The sequence below is a fragment of the Streptomyces sp. NPDC055243 genome, from assembly GCF_044544025.1.
Lineage (GTDB): Bacteria > Actinomycetota > Actinomycetes > Streptomycetales > Streptomycetaceae > Streptomyces.
This window is the reverse complement of record NZ_JBITWR010000022.1, coordinates 1-16535: the sequence shown is the minus strand read 5'-3', so window position 1 is coordinate 16535 and position 16535 is coordinate 1. Positions and strand designations below refer to the sequence as shown.

15 protein-coding genes are annotated in these 16535 nt (G+C 72.6%); 7 read left to right on the top strand and 8 right to left on the bottom strand.

Annotated elements, in window-relative coordinates:
• The first annotated feature begins 31 nt into the window (after positions 1-31).
• Positions 32-3208: a carboxyl transferase domain-containing protein gene (locus ACIGXX_RS39315; RefSeq protein WP_399983267.1), complete on the top strand. Its 3177-nt coding sequence runs from the start codon at positions 32-34 to the stop codon at positions 3206-3208.
• Between the two features lie 68 nt (positions 3209-3276).
• Here the strand turns inward: ACIGXX_RS39315 and ACIGXX_RS39310 are convergent, their stop codons facing one another.
• On the bottom strand, positions 3277-3897 hold the full coding sequence (locus ACIGXX_RS39310) for a hypothetical protein (protein WP_361472151.1): 621 nt from the start codon (positions 3895-3897) through the stop codon (positions 3277-3279).
• A 347-nt stretch (positions 3898-4244) separates the two neighbouring features.
• Between ACIGXX_RS39310 and ACIGXX_RS39305 the strand changes: the two genes are divergently transcribed.
• On the top strand, positions 4245-4721 hold the full coding sequence (locus tag ACIGXX_RS39305) for a DNA-binding protein (RefSeq protein ID WP_361472154.1): 477 nt from the start codon (positions 4245-4247) through the stop codon (positions 4719-4721).
• 65 nt (positions 4722-4786) lie between these two features.
• On the opposite strand, the gene ACIGXX_RS39300 is transcribed toward ACIGXX_RS39305, so the two are convergent.
• Positions 4787-5272 (bottom strand): GNAT family N-acetyltransferase, encoded by a 486-nt coding sequence (locus ACIGXX_RS39300; protein WP_361472157.1) that lies wholly within the window; start codon positions 5270-5272, stop codon positions 4787-4789.
• A 17-nt stretch (positions 5273-5289) separates the two neighbouring features.
• On the opposite strand from ACIGXX_RS39300, the gene ACIGXX_RS39295 reads away from it, so the two are divergent.
• On the top strand, positions 5290-6069 hold the full coding sequence (locus tag ACIGXX_RS39295; protein ID WP_351172326.1) for an SGNH/GDSL hydrolase family protein: 780 nt from the start codon (positions 5290-5292) through the stop codon (positions 6067-6069).
• A 5-nt stretch (positions 6070-6074) separates the two neighbouring features.
• Here ACIGXX_RS39295 and ACIGXX_RS39290 read toward each other — a convergent pair whose 3' ends face one another.
• The 4 genes from ACIGXX_RS39290 to ACIGXX_RS39275 form a co-directional block, all read right to left on the bottom strand.
• Complete coding sequence (locus tag ACIGXX_RS39290) at positions 6075-6581, bottom strand: hypothetical protein (protein ID WP_351172323.1); 507 nt, start codon at positions 6579-6581, stop codon at positions 6075-6077.
• 91 nt (positions 6582-6672) lie between these two features.
• Positions 6673-7023 carry a hypothetical protein gene (locus ACIGXX_RS39285; protein WP_351172320.1) on the bottom strand — a complete coding sequence of 117 codons (351 nt, stop codon included), beginning with the start codon at positions 7021-7023 and terminating at the stop codon, positions 6673-6675.
• A gap of 116 nt (positions 7024-7139) precedes the next feature.
• Positions 7140-7496: a GNAT family N-acetyltransferase gene (locus ACIGXX_RS39280; protein WP_361472164.1), complete on the bottom strand. Its 357-nt coding sequence runs from the start codon at positions 7494-7496 to the stop codon at positions 7140-7142.
• Complete coding sequence (locus ACIGXX_RS39275) at positions 7493-8485, bottom strand: pirin family protein (RefSeq protein ID WP_351172314.1); 993 nt, start codon at positions 8483-8485, stop codon at positions 7493-7495. The genes ACIGXX_RS39280 and ACIGXX_RS39275 overlap by 4 nt, the downstream gene beginning before the upstream one ends.
• Before the next feature lie 196 nt (positions 8486-8681).
• On the opposite strand from ACIGXX_RS39275, the gene ACIGXX_RS39270 reads away from it, so the two are divergent.
• The 3 genes from ACIGXX_RS39270 to ACIGXX_RS39260 all read left to right on the top strand — a co-directional run bounded on the left by ACIGXX_RS39270 (position 8682) and on the right by ACIGXX_RS39260 (position 11139).
• Positions 8682-9107 carry an SsgA family sporulation/cell division regulator gene (locus ACIGXX_RS39270; RefSeq protein WP_383825420.1) on the top strand — a complete coding sequence of 142 codons (426 nt, stop codon included), beginning with the start codon at positions 8682-8684 and terminating at the stop codon, positions 9105-9107.
• A gap of 287 nt (positions 9108-9394) precedes the next feature.
• Positions 9395-10366 (top strand): alpha/beta hydrolase, encoded by a 972-nt coding sequence (locus ACIGXX_RS39265; protein WP_366463846.1) that lies wholly within the window; start codon positions 9395-9397, stop codon positions 10364-10366.
• 50 nt (positions 10367-10416) lie between these two features.
• Positions 10417-11139 carry an alpha/beta fold hydrolase gene (locus ACIGXX_RS39260; protein ID WP_399983255.1) on the top strand — a complete coding sequence of 241 codons (723 nt, stop codon included), beginning with the start codon at positions 10417-10419 and terminating at the stop codon, positions 11137-11139.
• Positions 11140-11245: 106 nt separating this feature from the next.
• On the opposite strand, the gene ACIGXX_RS39255 is transcribed toward ACIGXX_RS39260, so the two are convergent.
• Together ACIGXX_RS39255 and ACIGXX_RS39250 are read right to left on the bottom strand one after the other, a co-directional pair.
• Positions 11246-12226, bottom strand: a complete 981-nt coding sequence (locus ACIGXX_RS39255; RefSeq protein ID WP_399983252.1) for a helix-turn-helix domain-containing protein — start codon at positions 12224-12226, stop codon at positions 11246-11248.
• Positions 12227-12428: 202 nt separating this feature from the next.
• The gene (locus ACIGXX_RS39250; RefSeq protein ID WP_399983249.1) at positions 12429-14729 is read right to left on the bottom strand and encodes an ATP-binding protein; all 2301 of its coding nucleotides are present in this window, start codon (positions 14727-14729) and stop codon (positions 12429-12431) included.
• A gap of 208 nt (positions 14730-14937) precedes the next feature.
• Between ACIGXX_RS39250 and purB the strand changes: the two genes are divergently transcribed.
• Complete coding sequence (gene purB / locus ACIGXX_RS39245) at positions 14938-16380, top strand: adenylosuccinate lyase (protein ID WP_361472182.1); 1443 nt, start codon at positions 14938-14940, stop codon at positions 16378-16380.
• Positions 16381-16535: the final 155 nt, after the last annotated feature.

Genomic DNA, 16535 nt, shown 5'->3' with positions numbered 1-16535 from the left:
ATGGCGGCGCCGCACACTTCAGGAGGGCTTCATGGGTTCTGCCGCCGTGCTCGTCGCCAACCGCGGGGAGATCGCCGTCCGCGTCCTCCAGGCCGCCGCGGATGCCGGACTGCGCACCGTCGCCGTGTACGCCGATGACGACGCCGCCGAGCGGCACGTCCAACTGGCCGATGAGGCACAGCCTTTGGGCGGCACGGGTCCGGCCGCCTATCTGGACGCGGGCGCGGTGCTCGCCGCGGCCCGGCGCTCGGGGTGCGAACTGGTCCACCCCGGCTACGGGTTCCTCAGCGAGGACGCGGACTTCGCGGCGCGGTGCGCGCAGGCCGGGCTGCGGTTCGTGGGACCCTCCCCCGAAGTGCTGGGCCTGTTCGGCGACAAGGCACGCGCGCGTGCGCTCGCCGTGCGCCTCGGAGTGCCCGTCCTGGCGGGCACACAGGGGCCGACGAGCCTGGCCGAGGCCGCCGATTTCCTCTCCGGGCTCGGCCCTTCGGGCGCGGTGATGGTGAAGGCCATCGGAGGCGGTGGCGGGCGCGGCATGCGCGCCGTGCGGCGTCCGGACGAGCTCGCGGACGCCTGGGAGCGCTGCCGCTCGGAGGCCCTGCAGGGGTTTGGGCGCGCGGAGTTGTACGTGGAGGAGCTGCTGACCGGCGCCCGCCACATCGAGGTCCAGATCCTGGGCGACACCACCGGCGAGGTCACCCACCTCTGGGAGCGGGACTGCAGTGCCCAGCGCCGCCACCAGAAGCTCGTCGAGATCGCCCCGGCGCCCGGCCTCGCCGCGGACGTACGGGAGAAGCTCGTGTCCGCCGCTCTCCGGATGGCTCGCGAGTGCGGCTACACCGGCCTCGGCACCTTCGAATTCCTCGTACTGGGCGAGGAGTTCCACTTCATCGAGGCGAATGCGCGCCTCCAGGTCGAGCACACGGTCACCGAGGAGGTCACGGGCGTCGACCTGGTGGTGACCCAACTGCGCCTCGCCGCAGGCGATTCGCTGGCGTCACTGGGCCTCGCGGGACCTCCGCCGCAGCCGCGCGGCTACGCACTCCAGGCACGCGTCAACGCCGAGTCCCTGGCGCCCGACGGCACCGCGCTGCCCTCCACGGGCACACTCACCCGCTTCGACGTGCCGACGGGCCGGGGGGTGCGCGTGGACGCCGCGGCGCGCAACGGAGCGGAGATCGGGGCGCGTTACGACTCCCTGCTCGCGAAGGTCATCACGCACACACCGCACGGGGACTTCGCGGCGGTCTGCGAACGCGCGTCCCGCGCGCTCGCGGACTTCGCGGTCGAGGGCGTACGCACCGGAATCCCGCTGCTCCGGGCCCTGCTCGCCCACCCGGGCTTCACGGCGGGCGGCGCGCACACGGACTTCGTGGCCGAGCACATCGCGGAGCTGCTGCCCGACGAGCCGCCGCGGGCGGTCCCGGGTGACGCGACGATCACCGCCCCCATGACCGGGACGGTCGTCACGGTCGATGTGGCGGTGGGTGAACAGGTCGCGGCAGGGCGGCAGTTGCTCGTGCTCGAAGCGATGAAGATGGAGCACGTGCTGCGTGCGGAGGCCTCCGGAACCGTGACCGCCCTCCACGCGCGCGTGGGCGACACGGCGGCGGAGGGCCACCCCCTGGTGACGGTGGACGCGTCGGCGGCGGGCGAGGCGGCGACGGCCCACGCCGAGGAATCCGCGAACCCGGACGCCATCCGCCCCGACCTGGCCGAGAGCCTGGCCCGGCACGCGTTCGGCCTGGACGAGCACCGCCCCGAAGCCGTCGCCAAGCGCCACCGCATCGGGCGCCGCACGGCACGCGAGAACATCCAGGACCTGTGCGACGACGGCACGTTCACGGAGTACGGGGCGCTGGCGATCGCCGCCCAGCGCCGTCGCCGCTCCCTGGACGATCTGATCGCATCGACGCCCGCCGACGGCATGGTCACCGGCACGGGGCGGATCGACGGCGTGCGGTGCGTGGCGATGTCGTACGACTACACCGTGCTCGCCGGCACCCAGGGCCTGCAGAACCACCGCAAGACGGACCGCATGCTCCAGCTCGCCGAGGAGCGGCGGCTGCCCGTGGTGCTGTTCGCGGAGGGCGGCGGCGGGCGCCCCGGCGACACCGACACGACGTCCGTGGCGGGGCTCGACGTGGCGACGTTCCATCAGATGGGGCGGCTGAGCGGTCGGGTGCCCCTGGTGGGCGTCGCGTCCGGGCGGTGCTTCGCGGGCAACGCGGCCCTGCTCGGCTGCTGCGACGTGGTGATCGCGACGCCGGAGGCGAGCATCGGGATGGGCGGCCCCGCGATGATCGAGGGCGGCGGCCTCGGCGTGTACCGCCCCGAGGAGGTCGGCCCGCTCTCCGTCCAGGTGCCCAACGGCGTCGTGGACATCGCGGTGGCCGACGAGGCCGAGGCGGTGCGGGTGACACGGAAGTACCTCGCCTACTTCACCTACGACCCCGGGAAAGCCGGAAGTTGGGACGCGCCGGACCCGCGGCTGCTGCGCCACGCCGTCCCGGAGAACCGGCGCCGCGCCTACGACGTGCGGGCCGCGATCGAGGGCATGGCCGACACCGACTCGGTCCTGGAACTGAGGGCAGGCTTCGGAGCGGGCATCATCACCGCTCTCGTACGCGTCGAGGGCCGGCCGATGGGGCTGCTGGCCAACAACCCCGGGCACCTGGGCGGGGCGATCGACCGCGACGCGGCGGACAAGGCGGAACGCTTCCTGCGGCTGTGCGACGCGTTCGGGCTGCCCGTCGTCTCGCTCTGCGACACACCGGGTTTCATGGTCGGCCCGGACGCCGAACGGACGGCGACCGTGCGGCACTTCTCCCGGCTCTTCGTGACCGGCGCCCAACTCCGGGTCCCGCTGGTGAGTCTGGTGCTGCGCAAGGCGTACGGGCTCGGCGCGATGGCGATGATGGGCGGCTCCACGCGTGCCCCGGTGGCGACAGCGGCATGGCCCAGCGGCGAGTTCGGGGGGATGGGGCTCGAAGGCGCCGTCCGTCTGGGCTACCGCAAGGAGCTGGCCGCGATCGCCGATCCCGAGGAGCGGCAGCGGGTGTTCGACGCCCATGTCGCCGAGTTGTACGAGCACGGCAAGGCGGTGAATGCCGCGGCCGCGTTGGAGATCGACGCGGTCATCGACCCCGCGGAGTCGCGGAGTTGGATTCTGGCGGCGTTGGAGGGTGCGGGCGGGGCGCGGCCGTGATCGGCCCGACCCGGGGCTGCCGTCAGTACAAGACCCCCCCCGTACAAGACCCCTCCGTACAAGATCCCTCAGTACATGATCCCCACGAGGCCGTCCCCCTGCTCGGCGCAGACGAGTCCGCCCGCGCAGCAGGAGCCCCAGCCACCGGACTCGGGCCCGACGAGGGTCACGCGCTCCCAGCGCTCCGTCGTCGGCGTCGCCCGTGAGAGGCGCAGGCCGAGCTCGTCCACCGCCATCTCGGCGAGGGGCGGGCCGCCGGGCGGTGCACCGGCCCATGGCAGCACGGCCACGATCTCGGCGGCGGGATAGCCGAACAGGTCGATGTCGTCCCAGGCCACCGGTGTCGCCTCGGGGCCGTCCGCCTGCCCGTCCGGCTGCCTGCGCGCCTGGATCTCCACGCGGGCCAGCCGGTCGGTGGCTCCGGGCCCGCCGCCCCCGAATCCCAGGACGACGCCGTCGAGCTCGGCGTCGAAGTTCCACTCGGGCTCGAAGAGGAGGCCGCCGAGCCAGGCGTCGTGCGCGTGCCGAAGCTCCGCGTACTGGTCCAGGGTCAGCCCCATGCACTGGCGGTGGTGCGTGACCCTGTCGGGCGGCAGCAGTTCAAGGACCTCGCCGGGAGTCATCCCGAACTTCAACAGTCCAGCCCCGCCCGGCAGTTCCACGCCGACTTCTCGCAACAACTCCAACATTGCACCATTGTTCACCCGTTGACCCAGGTGGCAAGGCTGTTGACGAGATCACACAGAAACCGGTTGCGCGGTCAGCGGTCGGTCAACGGTCAGCGGTCAGGACTGGGGACGGCTGCCGTGGTTGGCCGCGTGCTTGCGGCGTGCCTTCTTCTTGCGGCGTCGCTTCGATGACATGCGCTTCCCCTCTCGCCAGGTGCGCCAAGTTCACCTTGAGTGATATTTGGCATTTCGGACGTTTTCCACCGTTTCACAGAGCATCCCGACCGGCGACTGGACTCACCCGCATGCAAACAGATTGTTCACAACAAAGCATTGACAGCATGATGTGCGTCCTTCACGCTGAAGGCATGTCACCGACATCGACACCGGAACCCCGGCCCGACGAGACCGACCCCTTCAGCCCCACGCACCCCGACCAGGTGCGAGCGGGCCGCGCCCCCGCCTCGCTGTTCCGCATCGCCGAGCGGCACGCGGCCACCGACGAGCAGCGGTGGCGGCAGGTGAACTCCAGGATCATCAGCCCCCATGAGGCCGTACGCATCGTGACGTTCCTGATGACCGGGATCGCCCAGCCCGCGGAGGGCGAACCGGAGGTGGACCACGCGGACATCACCGCGGCGCTGACGCTCATGCCGGCGGCCCGCGGCGAGATGGACGACGTGGAGTCCGCGCTCCTGCAGATGGCACGCGGTCGCGGCATGACCTGGCCGCAGATCGCCTTCGGCCTCGGCCTCGGCACTCCGCAGGCGGCGCGACAGCGCTACGAGCGGTTGGTGGGCCGTACGGCGCCGCTCGATCCGGAGGTCACCCCTCCGAGCAAGTGAGTCCGCGCCCCTGCTCGGGAGCCCCACCCCCGGGGACGTGGGTTCCTCCGTCGGTCCGGCAGCGGCTACTGCCCCCGGCCCGCATGCCGGAGCCACACATAGCTGACGGGCTGCGGGGCGTTCCACTCCGCGGCGGGGGCGGGCTCGACGGGGAGGAATCCGGCCCCGCGGTAGCAGCGCAGGGCGGGGGCGTTCTCCGGGTGGACGCGCAGGAAGATCTCCGGGTGGCCGGCCCGCAGTGCCTGCTGGATCAGCCCCCGCACAAGACGCCGCCCGACGCCCCGCCCACGGGCTCCCGGCGCCACGATGATCCGGGCGAGCTCCGCCTCGTCCTCCTCCTCGTCGTCGCGCCACACCTCCCCGTAGCCGAGGAGCGCCTCTCCCTCGACCAGCACGTGGCCCCGCACGTCCCCGTCCAGCTGCCAGTCGGCGACCACCCGGGCGTCCACGGGAAAGGCGCGCAGTCCGCACCACAGGGCCACCTCACCGGCGGAGGCCGGCCAGCTCGCCACCGTGCCGGCATCCGCCACGGCGAACGGTCGAAGCTCCATGTACGATCGCTCCCGCCATGCAGATGAATGCCAATTACACCAGTCTCGTCGCGGTCGGCGACTCCTTCACCGAGGGCATGTCGGACCGCCTGCCCGACGGCAGCTACCGCGGCTGGGCCGATCTGCTCGCCGCCCGGATGGCTGCCGCCTCCCCCGGTTTCCGGTACGCGAACCTCGCGGTGCGCGGGAAGCTCATCGGCCAGATCGTGGACGAGCAGGTGGACGTCGCGGCCGCCATGCAGCCCGATGTGATCACCCTGGTGGGCGGCCTCAACGACACGCTGCGCCCCAAGTGCGACATGGTCCGCGTACGCGGCCTCCTGGAGGAGGCGGTCGAACGCCTCGCCCCCGCCTGCAAGCAGCTGGTCCTGATGCGCAGCCCGGGCCGGAGCGGGCCCGTGCAGCAGCGTTTCCGCCCCCGCATGGAAGAACTCTTCGTCCACATCGACGACTTGGCGGCACGGCACGGCGCCACGGTCGTGGACCTGTACGGATCGACCGTGCTCAGCGACCAGCGCATGTGGGACGTGGACCGTCTGCACCTGACGGCCGACGGGCACCGCAGGGTGGCCGAAGCGGTGTGGCAGTCCCTCGGCTACGACCCCGAGGACGACTGGCAGGCCCAGCTCCCGGACACCGTCCCCCCGAACTGGGCGGCACGCCGCGTGGCCGACGTCCGCTTCACCAGGCAGCACCTCGTCCCCTGGATCATCCGCCGCCTCACAGGCCGCTCCTCCGGCGACGGCCTCCCGGCCAAGCGCCCGGATCTACTGCCGTACGAGGACCCGTTCGCGTAAGCGCGCTACGTACTCTCCCTGGCCGTGTCCGCGAACTGGGCCAGGCTCTGGGACAGGGCTTCCAAGCTGCGGTCGAAGGTTTGCATCTGCTCGCTCGTGACGGTTGCCGGGACGGAGCCCGCGCTCCATCGCGCGATGAGCGTCAGCGGTTCGGCGACCAGGTCCGTCGTCCGCACCGCCTGGCGGTAGACCCGGCGGGGCCCGGCCAGCATCAGGATCGCGTGCTTCGTGATGAGCTCGTGGTACTGGGCGTCGATGGCGGTGACCCGGGCGCGCGCGGTCGTGGCGTCGAGTGGTTCGTAGACGTCGGCCAGTCCCGTGCGGAAGTGCCGGCTGACGTCGGCCAGGGCCGTGCCGATCTCCGCCACCAGGGTGAGGTAGGCGAGGCACGCTTCCTGGCGGGCCTTGTTCTTGCTCAGCCGCGACGCGGACATCGACGTGACGAGCGCCGCCGCCCCGGTGGCCGTCGCCCCCACGGCCGCCCCGAGAATGGCCGCCAGTCCTTGATCCATCCCACGCCCCCCGTGAATCAGGCGTCACAGCATAGGTGGGCTCGGACTCGGGCGAACCATCCCAGGGGGCCTCGGCCAGGTCGCGCGGGCCCTACTCCTCCACCTCGTCCTCGAAGTGCAGCGCGATGGACTGCAGGACGTCCGCGGACGTCACGTCCGTGCGGCCCTCGTCGTGTGCTTCGGCCAGTTGTGCGAAGGAGAAGGCGAAGGCCGAGGTGATCTGCTCGATGACGGGGCTCAGCTCCCGGCCCACCACCTCGGCGACCTCGATGGGGGTCGCGTCGGCGGGGATTTCGATGCGCGGCAGCATCTCCTCGAGCATCGTGCCGACCGCGCCGCTGGGTTCGACCTCGCCGTCCGGGTTCTCCCTCACCTGTCGGCGCATCTCGATCGCCTCGGTCAGGATGCCGACGACTCTTTGGATGATCTCGCGCTGCTCCATGCATGAAGCCTAGACGTAGGCGGATCACCAGGACTTGCGGCACCGCGCGGGGCCCGGCGTCCGCCGGCTCCCGCGTGGTGCGCGACGACGGGAGCGGCGGACGGAGCGACAGCGGCTCAGCGGGCGAGGGCGGCGTCGAGCCAGGTCTGGATCTCGGCGGTGACCGGGTCGGTGATGTCGTCGAACTCCCGGTGCTTCTGGAGGAACTTCGCCACGTACGGGCAGATGGGCACGATCCGCAGCCCCGAAGCGCGGACGTCCGTCAGCGCCTCCCGCACGAGGATCGAGGCCAGGCCCTGACCGGCGAACGCGTCGTCGATCTCGGTGTGGAAGAAGACCCGCTGGTGATCGCGGTCGCGGTACGCGGTGAAGCCCGCGGCCTTGCCGTCGACCAGGATCTCGTAGCGGTGCCGGGGGTCCACGCGCCGGACGGCGGGGGCGGGAGGCGTGGGAGTGGCGTCGGGCGGGGTCATCGGGTGCCTTTCGGGTGGGGCGGGTTTCCGCGCGGGGCGAGGGTGGCGTTCGGCAGGGCGGGAGCGGGGATGCGCTCCCCGTCGTAGCCCTCGACGTGGCCGAAGCGGTCGGAGGCGTTCTGCCACGCCTCTCTGGCTTCGACGATGTCCTCGTGGGTGCGGCCGACGAAGTTCCACCACATGACGATCCGTTCCTCGAACGGGACTCCGCCGAGCAGGACGACCCGGGCGGGCGCGTCCGTCTCGTTCGTGAGCGTCAGGGTGGCGTGACCCGGGCCGAGGAAGCCCAGCTCCGCGGCGCGCAGGAGCGTTCCGGCCATGCGGACCGTCCCCTGGTCGACGAGCAAGCCGTGCTCGAAGCCGGTGGCGGTCTCCAGCGTCGTCGTCGCCCCGGGGTCGAGGACGAGTTCGGCGCCGAGCAGGGGCGTGAAGGTCGGCACCGGGGAGGTCTCGCCGGCGAGGGAGCCGAGGAACACCCGGACGTCCGCCCCGCCGACCCGGACCGCGGCCGGGACGTGGTGCCGGAAGTCCCGGGCGGCATGCCGGTGCTCCTCGGGGAGCGCCACCCAGAGCTGGACGCCGTGCAGGAGCGTGGTGTGCGGGGTCGAGACCTCGGTGTGGCTGATGCCCGAGCCGCCCGTCATCAGGTTCAGCTCGCCGGGCCGCACCATCGCGTGGCTTCCGAGGCTGTCGCGGTGCTCGATCTCGCCGCTGAAGAGCCAGCTCACCGTCTGGAGGCCGGTGTGCGGGTGGGGGGCGACGTCCATGCCGCCCGAAACGGCCACGTCGTCGGGACCGTAGTGGTCGACGAAGCACCAGGCGCCGATCAGCGTCCGGGACCGCTGGGGCAGGGTGCGCCGCACGGTCATCGCCCGCGGGCCCCCGAGGGGGACGTCCCTGGCCGTCAACACCTCGACGTACGGCGCGGGTTCCCCGTACTCGGAGGCCGCATGCCGCGTCTGCGCGGGATCCACCTCTGTGCCGCTCATCGCACACCCCTCACCCATGTGGTTTTATGTTCAACAAATGCTTCCGATACTACGCCCTGCCACCACCGACGAGTGGTTCCCCCTCGGGCGACGCTCCGTGCGTTTCCCGACGATACGCGGCCGCCGTACGGCTTTAACGTCCCCTGCGGACAAGCCGTTTCAGCGAACCAGAGCAGCAAACAAGTTGGTGGATGAAATGAACCAGCCCCTCACCTCGGTCAGGTGCACGGTCGACGCACAGGTCGGCGCCCCGCCGAACATCGCGGCGCCGGTGCCCGCGGAACTGCACTACGACCTGGCCGACCCCTGCGCCGTACGCCTCTCCCTCGGCGCACCCCTGACGAGCCCCGTCGACTGGGTGTTCGCCCGGGACCTGCTCGCCGAGGGCCTGCATCTGCCGACGGGGATCGGGGACGTGCAGGTCAGCCCCCTGCGCCTGGACCGTACGCACCGCGTGCGCATCACCCTCAGGTCCGCCACCGGGGTGGCGGTGGTCGACATCGACGCCGCCGAGACGGACGCGTTCCTGCGGCAGTCCTTCGCCCTGGTGCCACCGGGAACCGAGAGCGCGCACATCGACCTCGACCGCGCCGTCGCCGACGTCATGGGCCGCAGCGCCTGACGGAGACCCGGCGCCGCACGGCCCGGCGGATGAATTCCCGGCACGGCCCGCTCCCCCGCATTGTGCACTGCGAGAAAAGAACGGTGCGCTCCCGGTGGGGAAATCCGCCGGGGCTCCTGCCCGTTCCGCGGAAGCAGTGCGCTCTCAGGTCACCTTTGGTGCGCCGACGGGCAATTCGTCCCGCCCTTTCGCCTTTAGCTTTACGGCATCACCCCCAGGACCTCGTGTCCGACGGGGGCGTCCCACCGGGAAGTCCGGTGGGTGGCTGAGGCTTGAGGAGCTTTTTCATGTCGGATGTCGTGGAGCCGGTCGTGCCGGTGCTTGAGCCTGCGGCGGCCGCGTTCGCGGAGGCGACGGCGCGTCCCCCGTTCCTGTTCGACCTGGCGCCCGAGGAGGGGCGCAAGGCGGTCGACGACGTGCAGTCCGGTCCGGTGGAGCTGCCGGAGGTGGACGAGGAGTGGGTGACCGTCGAGGGCGGCCCGACGGGCCGTGTGCGGGCGCGGATCGTGCGGCCCGCGGGAGTGTCCGGGACGCTGCCGGTGATCCTCTACATCCACGGCGCGGGCTGGGTGTTCGGCAACGCGCACACCCATGACCGGCTGGTGCGCGAGCTGTCCGTGGGCGTGGGCGCCGCCGTGGTGTTCCCGGAGTACGACCTCTCGCCGGAGGCGCGGTACCCGGTGGCGATCGAGCAGAACTACGCGGTGGCCCGATGGGTCGTCGCCCAGGGCGCGTCGCACGGGCTGGACGGGGCGCGCCTCGCGGTGGCCGGGGACTCGGTGGGCGGCAACATGAGCGCCGCTCTGACGCTCATGGCCAAGGAGCGCGGTGACGTTCCGCTCCTGGGGCAGGTGCTGTTCTACCCGGTCACCGACGCGAGCTTCGACACCGGCTCCTACCGTCAGTTCGCGGAGGGCTACTTCCTGCGCCGGGACGGCATGCGGTGGTTCTGGGACCAGTACACGACCGACGAGAACGAGCGCGCGCAGATCACCGCGTCGCCGCTGCGGGCCACCACCGAGCAGCTGGCCGGGCTGCCGCCGGCCCTGGTCATCACCGGTGAGGCCGACGTGCTGCGCGACGAGGGCGAGGCGTACGCGAACAAGCTGCGCCAGGCCGGGGTGCCGGTCACCGCCGTCCGTTTCCAGGGCGTCATCCACGACTTCGTGATGCTCAACGCCCTGCGTGACACCCACGCCGCGGAGACGGCCATCGCCCTGGCCGTCAGCACCCTGCGCACGACGCTCGACGCGCGCTGACGCACCGCACCGCCCCCCTCTCCCCTCGACTCGCAGGAGCAGCACCCCTCATGGCCACTGAAGCCACCCCGACCGTCGTCCTCGTGCACGGCGCCTTCGCCGACGCCGCCAGCTGGTCAGGCGTCGTCACGGAACTGCAGACCCATGGCGTGCCCGTGGTCGCGCCGTCCAACCCGCTGCGCGGTCTGGCGTCGGACGCCACGTACATCGCCTCCGTTGCCGCCCAGATCGACGGGCCCGTCGTCCTGGTGGGCCACTCCTACGGCGGCGCGCTGATCACCGTCGCGGGCACCACACAGAACGTCGTCGGTCTCGTCTACGTCGCCGCCTACGCCCTGGAGGAGGGCGAGAGCCTCGGCGAGCTCCAGGGCCGCTTCCCGCTCTCGCCGCTGGTCAGCAATCTGAAGGAGGCGACGTACCCCGTCGCCGGTGCGGCGCCCGCGACCGAGGTCACCATCGCCCCCGAGGCGTTCCCGGCGATCTTCGCGGCGGACGTGCCCGCCGCCGTCACCAAAGTCCTCGCGGTGGCACAACGGCCGCTGGCGGCGGCCGCGTTCGAGGAGAAGGCCACCGCCGCCGCCTGGCACACCAAGCCCTCCTGGGCCCTGATCGCCGGCGCCGACCAGGCCATCAACCCCGACGTCGAACGCTTCGGCGCCCGGCGCGCCGGAGCCACCGTCGTCGAACTCGACGGCGCCTCCCACGCCGTCGCCGTCTCCCGCCCCAAGGACGTCGCCGCCCTCATCCTCGACGCCGTCCGCGCGACCGCCTGACCCCACCTCCCCGGCCGCGCGGCCCGCCTCCCCCGAGCGGTCCGCGCGGCCGGCCCCTCGCCGGGCCCGCACGAAGAACCCGCACGAAGAACTCGAAGGACTCGCGCTAGACGAAGGCGCCGCTGCCGCCGTTCGTCCCCGTACGCAGACTGCGCCACTCCCGCGGGGAAAGGCCGTACGCGCCGCGGAACACCCGGCTGAAGTGGGCGGGGTTGACGAACCCCCACCGCTGCGCCACGGACGACACGGACGGCTTGTCCCGTCCCCCGCGGGCCAGTTCGCGGGCGCACTCCTCAAGGCGGCGCCGTTGGATCAGCCGGCCGACGGTGACGCCCTCGTCCTCGAAGATCCGGTGGAGGTAGCGCACGGAGATGTGGTGCGCCTTCGCGATGTCCTCCGGGGAGAGGGCAGGATCGCCCAGCTTCCGGTCGATGTGGTCGCGGACGCGCGCCACCAGGTGGCCGCGCGAGCCGCCCGCGTCGGCACCCGCGTCCCGGGGCTGCTCGGCGACCAGGACGGCGAAGAGGTCGACGACGCTGGAGGCGAGCCTGCTCGCGGAGGCCGGGGCGTACGAGTCGGCGGAGTCGACCAGCGTCGTCAGGAAGGGCCTCAGGACCGCCGCGCATCCGCGATCGCTGCCGATCGCGGTGCCCGTGACGCGGCGCAGCTCCTCGTCGGGCAGGCCCAGCGCGCGGCGGGGGATGTGCACGGCACGGGTGGCGAACCGCTCCGGGTGCTCCAGGAAGTACGGGCGTGCGGTGTCGTGCACGAACAGGTCGCCCGGACCCGCCTCGGCCCGCCGCCCGTCCTGGGTCAGGCCGGTCCGGCCCGACACCTGCACGCCGATCACCACGAACCGGTCGGTGGAGCGTGCGATGTGTGACGCCGTCCGGCTCACCCGGTGCGCGTCCGCCTCCACGGTCGAGACACGGAGGAACCCCACCCGTGCGGTGACGATCCGGCCGTCGAACGGCCCCTTTCCGCCCGACGTCACGGCCACGGGCACCCGGCCCTCGGCCATCGTTTCGCGCCAGCGGCCGAGTCGGTCGTTCCCGGACACCGCGTCCGTGGTCAGCACCGGGCTCATCCGGCTCTCCTCTCCGTACGCGCCTCATGGCGGAGAGCTCGGATCCGCAGCGCACAGGAATCCGGGGCCGGTAGCCGGCGTCCGGTCCTGCGCGGATGTCCCGGGGGGCAACGCCGCCGCCCGGTTTCTCCGCCATGTCCAGACAATCAGCGCGCCCTGTCGTTCTCCAGGCAGAAAGCAGGCAGAAAGCGCTCGGACGGACCTACTTGACCTGCGACATCTCGGCGAGATGGCGCCGGGCGTCGGTGACGGCCTGCGGAGCGGCGTCCGGCCCCAGGGCGAGACAGCGGGTGAAGACCTCGCGCGCCTCCGCCGCCCGCCCGGCCGACGGCAGGAGGAGGCCCAGGCGGACGAGTTCGCTGCTCTCCTGCGTGGTGTTGCCGGCGTCGTGCCAGAGGTCCACCGCCATGTGGCGCTGCCCGACGGCCTCCTCCCACCTCTCCAGCTGAGCGAGGCTGTGGGCCATGCCCGAGTGCAGCCCCGGCCGCACGAAACCGGCGATGTGGGGGGCGATGCGGTCACCCGCCTGATCCAGGAAAGCGAGCGCGTCCCGGAAGGACGTCAGGGCGGCTTCGGCGCGGCCCTCCTCCGCCAGGATGAGGGCGTGGCCGTGCTGCGCGTTGAGGCTGCCGTGCAGGTCCCCGGCGGCTTCGAAGAGCCGGCCGGCCCGCTCCATGGCGCGGGCGGCCTGCGCGTACTCCGCCAGCTTGCGCAGCGCCCAGGCGCGGTAGAAGTGGGCCCACGCCTCCTGGGCGACGTCGCCCGCGCGCTCGGCGGCGGCCAGTGCCTCGGCGGACCGGTCGAGGCTCTCGCGGAAGCGGCCCTTGCACAGGAGCAGGGCCCAGGCGTGGTAGTTGAGCTGGGTCGCTTCGAGGAGCGGGTCGTCCAGGGCCCGCGCGGCGCGTACGGCGGTGTCGAAGACCTCGGGCCAGTGCCCCCAGAAGATCCACTGGTCGGAGAACCAGTGCAGCGCCTCGGCCACCTCCACCACCGTGGCGTGCTCGCCGTCCGCCGCGGCGGCGCGCAGCGCGGCCAGCCAGTTGACGCCCTCGGCCTTCAGCCACTGGAGCGCCTTGTCGGCGGACGACAGGTCGACCGTCCCCCGCCAGTCGGCGGCCGGTGCGCCATGGCCGGGTTCGAACCAGCGGCCCGCCACCACCGTGGTCTCCAGGAGCCAGCGGTACAGGTCCGCGCGGGCCCGGCGGACCTCCTCGGCGCTCTCCTCCGCCTCGAGCCGGGTCCGGGCGAACAGGCACAGCAGGTCGTGCAGGCGGTAGCGGTCCCGGTCGGTGCCCAGCAGCCCGACCTCGACCAGCTCCTCCAGGGTGTCCTCCGCGTCGTACAGCCGCTGACCGGTGAGCCGGGCCGCGGCCGCGGCGCTGGTGTCCGCCCCCGGTACGAGGGAGAGGCGCCGGAAGAGGCGCGCGGCGGTGGGCGTGAGCTGGCGGTAGGACAGGTCGAAGGCGGCGGACACGCGCAGGTCACCGGCGGCCAGGGTGTCGAGGCGCCGTTCGTCGAGCGCCAGCCGGTCGGCGAGCCGCCGAAGGGACCAGCCGGTGCGGGTGGCCAGCCAGTTGCCCGCCACCCGGAGCGCCAGCGGGAGATGCCCGCAGCGCCGCGCGACCTCGGCGAGGGCCTCAGGATCGGCGGCGGCGCGCTCCGCTCCGACCAGGGGGGTCAGGAAGGCGGCGGCCTCCTCGGCGCTCAGTTCGCCCAGCGGGAGGCGGTGCACGCTCTCCAGGCCCGTGAGCATGCGCCGGCTGGTCACCACGACCATCCCCGCACCGGCGCCCGGCAGCAGCGGGCGCACCTGGGCCTCGTCGTGGGCGTTGTCCAGGACCAGCAGGACCCGGCGGTCGGCCAGCGTCTGCCGGTACAGCGCCGGGTGTCCCCGCGGTCCGGCCTTCGCGAGGTCACGGTCGGCCACCTGGAACGCCTTGAGCACACCGAGCATGAGCTCGGCGGGCCCGGGCGGTTCGTCGTCCATGCCCCGCAGGTCGAGCACCAACTGCCCGTCCGGGAACCGGTCCGCGAGCATCCGGGCGGCGTGCAGCACCAGCGTGGTCTTGCCGGTGCCGGGTGGTCCGGAGACCGCGACCGTCACCGGGTGGGCGCCCGGACTCCGGGCCCCGCCGTCCCTCGCGAAGACCTCCCCGGCGGCGGACCGCTCCGCGAGTCCGAGGAGTTCCGCGATCTCCCGCTCCCGCCCGACGAAGTCGTCGATGCCGCGGGGGAAGGTCCTGACCCCCGCCGGGCTGTACCCCCTGCTGCGGCCGCTGCGGGCGACGGCGAGGAGCCGCTCCCGGTCCGCCTCGCTCAGCCCGAGGCCGTCCGCGAGGGCGGCCACCGTGCGCCGCTGCGGCGCGGCACGTCGGCCCCGCTCCAGATCTCCGATGCCCCGGACGCTGACCCCCGACGCCTCCGCCAGACCCTCCAGGGTCAGCGACGCCGCCAGCCGCAGCTCCCGCAGCGCGGCCCCGAACGCCCCGCGCTCACCGCTCACCGCTCACCTGATCCCCTCGCTCCGGCCACGCCCCCATGTCCCCCGGCGTGACCCTTGTGATCCTATGAGAGCTTTGCGGCGCCGCCGTCCACGGCGGGGGCGGCACGCATCCGGCGCCGCGGGCCCCACCGATCACCTCTGACCTGGAGGTTCCTACATCCCCTCGATGGTTCGGAGCCTGTAGGGACGCCCGGTAAACTCCGTCCACGTGACTGCCGCGCCTGCAAAGCCCCGTATCCCGAACGTCCTCGCCGGGCGTTACGCCTCCGCCGAACTCGCCACCCTCTGGTCGCCCGAGCAGAAGGTCAAGCTGGAGCGTCAGCTCTGGCTCGCCGTTCTGCGGGCGCAGAAGGACCTGGGGATCGAGGTGCCGGACGCCGCCCTCGCCGACTACGAGCGGGTCGTCGACGACGTCGACCTCGCCTCGATCGCCGAGCGCGAGAAGGTCACGCGCCACGACGTGAAGGCCCGCATCGAGGAGTTCAACGCCCTCGCCGGGCACGAGCAGGTCCACAAGGGCATGACGTCCCGCGACCTGACCGAGAACGTGGAGCAGTTGCAGGTCCGGCTCTCCCTTGAGCTGGTGCGCGACCGCACCGTCGCCGTGCTCGCGCGGCTCGGGAAGCTCTCGGGCGAGTACGCCGAGCTCGTCATGGCCGGCCGCTCGCACAACGTCGCCGCGCAGGCGACGACCCTCGGCAAGCGTTTCGCGACGACCGCCGACGAGCTGCTCGTCGCCTACCGCCGCGTCGACGACCTGCTGCGCCGCTACCCGCTGCGCGGCATCAAGGGCCCCGTCGGCACCGCCCAGGACATGCTCGACCTCCTTGGCGGCGACGCCGGGAAGCTCAGCGACCTGGAGCAGCGGATCGCCGGGCACCTCGGCTTCGACCGCGCGTTCACCTCGGTCGGCCAGGTCTACCCGCGCTCCCTGGACTACGAGGTCGTCACCGCCCTGGTGCAGCTCGCGTCGGGCCCCTCCTCGCTGGCCAAGACCATCCGTCTGATGGCCGGGCACGAGCTCGTCACCGAGGGCTTCAAGCCGGGCCAGGTCGGCTCGTCCGCGATGCCGCACAAGATGAACACCCGCTCCTGCGAGCGCGTCAACGGCCTCACCGTCATCCTGCGCGGCTACGCGTCGATGACCGGCGAGCTGGCGGGCGACCAGTGGAACGAGGGCGACGTCTCCTGCTCGGTCGTACGCCGTGTCGCCCTGCCCGACGCGTTCTTCGCGCTGGACGGGCTCCTGGAGACCTTCCTGACCGTGCTCGACGAGTTCGGTGCCTTCCCGGCCGTCGTCGCGCGCGAGCTGGACCGCTACCTCCCCTTCCTCGCCACGACCAAGGTCCTGATGGCCTCGGTGCGCGCGGGTGTCGGCCGCGAGGAGGCCCACGAGGCCATCAAGGAGAACGCCGTCGCCTCCGCCCTCGCCATGCGCGAGCAGGGCGCCGAGCGCAACGAACTCCTCGACAAGCTCGCCGCCGACTCCCGCATTCCGCTGGACCGCGCCGAGCTGGACGCGCTCATGGCCGACAAGCTGTCGTTCACGGGCGCGGCGAGCGACCAGGTCGCCGCCGTCATCGCCCAGATCGAGGCCGTGCTCAAGGAGCACCCCGAGGCCGCCGCGTACACCCCGGGCGCCATCCTCTAGTCGGCCGTCCAGGCCGTGGGGGGGGGGGGGGGGGGGCGCGCCGGGGCGCGGCGGGGGGGGGGGGGGGGGGCGGGGGGGGTGGTTGTGGTTTTTGTTTTGTTTGGGGGGGCGGGGTCGTCGGGGGGGGTGGTGGGGGTCTCGTTTATGGGGGGGGG